We start from the raw sequence: 4,192 nt of genomic DNA on the forward strand, positions 1-4,192 counted from the left end.
GTGGCCGCCCTGGAAACCCTGGACCTGGCCCAGATCAAGACCGCCGCCATCGCCGCCCTGTCGACCGCGCAAGTGGCCGCCCTGAGCACCGATGCCATCAACACCCTGGCCACCGCGTCGCTGGTGGCCATCAGCAGCGCCGGCATCGCCTCGCTGACCACTGACCAGGCCGTGGCCCTGACGTCCTCGCAAGTGGGCTCGCTGGGCACCGCGCAGATCGCGGCCCTGTCCAGCAAGGCCCTGGGCGCCATCGACGTGGCCGATCTGGCCGGCCTGACCACCGCCCAGGTGGCGGCCCTGCGTACCGCGCAGCTGGTAGGCTTGTCCACCAATCAGGTGGCCGCACTGTCAAGCACCCAGGTCGCTGCGCTCTCCACCGCCGCCTTCGCCGGTGGCCTGTCCACCAACCAGATCGTGGCCCTGACCACGGCCCAGGTGGCCAACCTGAGCACCGCGCAGATTGCCGCGCTGTCCACCGCCAACCTGGCCGCCCTGCAGACCGAAGACTTCGCCCAGCTGTCGACCAACGGCGTTGCCGGCCTGAGCGTGGCCCAGATCAAGGCCCTGAGCACCGACCAGATCGTGGCCATGACCACCTCGGAAGCCGGCGCCCTGAGCACCGCCCAGGTGGCGGCCCTGTCCACCGCCGCCATCGGCGCGCTGGAAACCGCCGACCTGGCCCAGATCAAGACTGCCGCCATCGCCGTGCTGTCGACGGCGCAAGTGGCCGCCCTGAGCACCGAGCAGGTCAACACCCTGGCGACCGCTTCCCTGGTGGCGATCAGCACCGCCGGCATTGCCGCCCTGACCACCGACCAGGCCGTGGCCTTGACCTCGGCGCAAGTGGGCAGCCTGTCCACCGCGCAGACTGCCGCCCTGTCCAGCAAGGCCATCGCCGCCATCGACGTGGCCGACCTGGCCGGCCTGACCACCAGCCAGGTCTCGGTCCTGAAGACCTCGCAACTGGCTGGCCTCTCCACCGACCAGGTGGCGGCCCTGTCCAGCACCCAGGTCGCTGCGCTGTCCAGCGCCGCCTTCGCCGGCGGCCTGTCCACCGCGCAGATCGTGGCCCTGACCACCCTGCAGGCGGCCAACCTCACCAGCGCGCAAGTGGCTGCCCTGTCGACCCGTAACCTGGCCGCCCTGGAAACCACCGACTTCGCCCAGCTGTCCACCGCTGGCGTGTCTGCCCTGAGCGCCGCCCAGGTGAAAGTACTGACCACCGACCAGGTGCAGGCCCTGACCTCGTCGCAAGCCGGCGTGCTGAGCACCGCCCAGGTGGCGGCGCTGTCCACCGCCGACGTGGCCGCCCTGGAAACCCTGGACCTGGCCCAGATCAAGACCAACGCCATCGCCGCCCTGTCGACCGCGCAAGTGGCCGCCCTGAGCACCGAGGCTGTCAACACCCTGGCGACCGCCTCGCTGGTGGCCCTGACCACGGCCGGCATCGCCTCGCTGACCACCGACCAGGTGGTGGCGCTGACCTCGTCGCAAGTGGGCAGCCTGACCACGGCGCAAGTGGCCGCGCTGAGCACCAAGGCGGTCGGCGCCCTGGAAGTGGCCGACCTGGCCGGCCTGACCACCGCCCAGGTGGCAGCCCTGCGCACCGCGCAGCTGGTGGGCCTGACCACCGACCAGGTGGCCGCGCTGTCGAGCACCCAGGTGGCTGCCCTCACCACCTCGGCCTTCTCCGGCGGCTTGAACACCGCCCAGATCGTGGCCCTGACCACCAGCCAGGCCGGCAACCTGAGCAGCAGCCAGGTGGCGGCGCTGTCGACCCGCAGCCTGGCCGCCCTGGAAGCGGAAGACCTGGGTGCGATCTCGACCACCGCCGTGACCGCGCTGAGCTCGGCCCAGCTGGGCGCCCTGAGCTCCGGCCAGGGTGCGGCGCTGAGCTCGGCCCAGGTGGCCGCGCTGGAAAGCCGCCAGGTGGTGGGCCTGTCCACCGCCGCCCTGGCAGCCCTGGATACCGCCGACCTGGTGGCGCTGAAAACCGCCGCCATCGCGACCCTGAGCACCAGGCAGATCGCCAGCCTGACCACCAGCCAGGTGTCCAGCCTGACCACCAACCAGGTGCATGCGATGACCACGCAGCAGATCCACGCCCTGACCAGCGCCCAGTCCGCGGTGCTGAGCTCGGATCAGATCCACGCCCTGGTGTCGCTGACGCCTATCGTGCTGGACCTGAACGGCGATGGCGTGCAGACCCTGTCGATCACGGCCGGCGTCAAGTTCGACCTGGCGGCCACCGGCCAGGCAGTCAACACCGGCTGGACCGCCGGCGGCGACGGCCTGCTGGCCCTGGACCGCAACCATGACGGCGTGATCAACGACGGTAGCGAGCTGTTCGGCTCCGGCACCACCCTGGCCAACGGCCAGAAGGCGTCCAACGGCTACGAAGCCCTGGCCCAGCTGGACACCAACGGCGACGGCGTGATCGATGCCAAGGACAGCGCCTTCGGCGACCTGCGCGTGTGGGTGGACGGCAATGCGGACGGCGTCAGCCAGGCCGACGAGCTGAAGACCCTGGAACAGCTGGGTATCACCAAGCTGAACCTGGACAGCAAGCTGAACCCGACGTCCAACAATGGCAACATCGTCGGCCTGACCTCGACCTACGAGACCAGCGACGGCCAGAGCCATGCCGCAGCCGACGTGTGGTTCACCGCCACCGCGCCGGCCCAGGCGGCCACGGCGCCGCTGAGCAGCAGTGTCAGCGGCCTGGCCAACGCCATCAGCGCGTTTGGCGCCGATGCGGCCGGCACGGCCCAGGCCGGCAAGCTGGACCTGCCGAGCAAGGCGGCCAGCAGCGCGGCCCAACTGGCCGACGCCCTGCGCCAGTACGACGCCAACGGCAAGCCGCAAGGCAGCCCGGACGCCGCCACGGCCACCGACAGCACGCTGCGCCTGAAAGCGCTGCAGTCGCAAGCCAGCCACGGCATCCTGGCCGCGAAGTAAGACCGGGTTGCTTGAGTAGCATAGTCCAGTAGTCTCCAGACGGCAGAGCCTGCAAGCTCTGCCGTTTGTATTTGCAGCGTCGTATTTGCCCAGGACAGTTGATTCTTAATGCAGGTTAATTTTCCGTCGCCTTGTACAGTTATCCGCCAGTGCCGCCCCGCTGATGAAAGTTGAGTGCAGGAAAATGCCATGCCCTAAAGTTGGTGCGATTATTGACGTTAAGAACTAAAACCCGGAGTCGCGCGCCGCATCGCGGCAGCCCCGGGCGCCTGATCCGCAGTCCCCAATTCAGTGGAGCCGGGAGGACATCCCTCCCGGCTTCATTCTTGTCCGCCATACCTGAGCAGTGCCCCTAGGAGAATGAAATGAGCCTCGTAACCAGCATGTCTACCGCCCAGATCGCAGCGCTGGCGACCCAGACGGTCGCCGCGCTTGCCACGGCCGATATCGCGGCGCTCAACACTGCCCAGTTCGGGGCACTGACCACCGACCAGATCGCCGCCCTGACCAACACCCAGGCCGCCGTGCTGACCACCACCCAGCTGGCTAGCGGCATCAGCACAGACCAGATCGTGGCCCTGTCGTCCAGCCAGGTGGGCGCGTTCAGCTCGCGCCAGGTGGCGGCCCTGTCCACCAACTCCCTGGTGGCCCTGCAGACCGAGGACTTCGCGGCCCTGAAGACCTCCGCCATTGCCGGCCTGACCACCGGGCAGATCAGCTCCTTGACCACCGATCAGGTGGTGGCCCTGTCCAGCGGCCAGGTCAACGCCCTGGGCACGGCCCAGGTGCTGGCCCTCACCACGGCTGGCGTGGCCGCCATTGAAACGGGCGACATCGTGGCCCTCAAGACGGCCGCGATCGCCGCCCTGTCCACCCAGCAGGTGTCGGTGCTGACCACCGACCAGGTGGTGGCGCTGGGCACGGCCCAGGTGGCCGCCCTGTCGACCAATAACCTGGCCAACGGCCTGACCACCGACCAGGTGGTGGCCCTGACCTCGGCCCAGTTCGGCGCCCTGAGCACCGCCCAGTTCGGCGCCCTGAGCACCAACGACGTGGCCGCCATCGAAACTTCGGACCTGGCTTCGCTCAAGACCAGCATCATTGCTTCCCTGAAGACGGCCCAGCTGGCGGCGCTGACCACCGACCAGCTGTCCAATCTGACCACGGCCCAGATCGGCGCCGTCACGAGCGCCAACATCGCCGCCCTGTCCACCGACCAGGTGGTGGCCCTGAC

The 4,192-nt window shown here is 69.0% G+C and carries 1 protein-coding gene and 1 pseudogene; both read left to right on the plus strand.

Annotated elements, in window-relative coordinates; translation table 11 throughout:
* A partial coding sequence (locus tag ACLB1G_RS25520) for a beta strand repeat-containing protein (protein WP_491630075.1) occupies positions 1–2,958 on the plus strand: 2,958 nt, incomplete at its 5' end.
* A gap of 365 nt (positions 2,959–3,323) precedes the next feature.
* Positions 3,324–4,192, plus strand: a pseudogene (locus ACLB1G_RS25525) (heme utilization protein); the annotation flags it as partial.

This window comes from Duganella kummerowiae, from assembly GCF_053572355.1.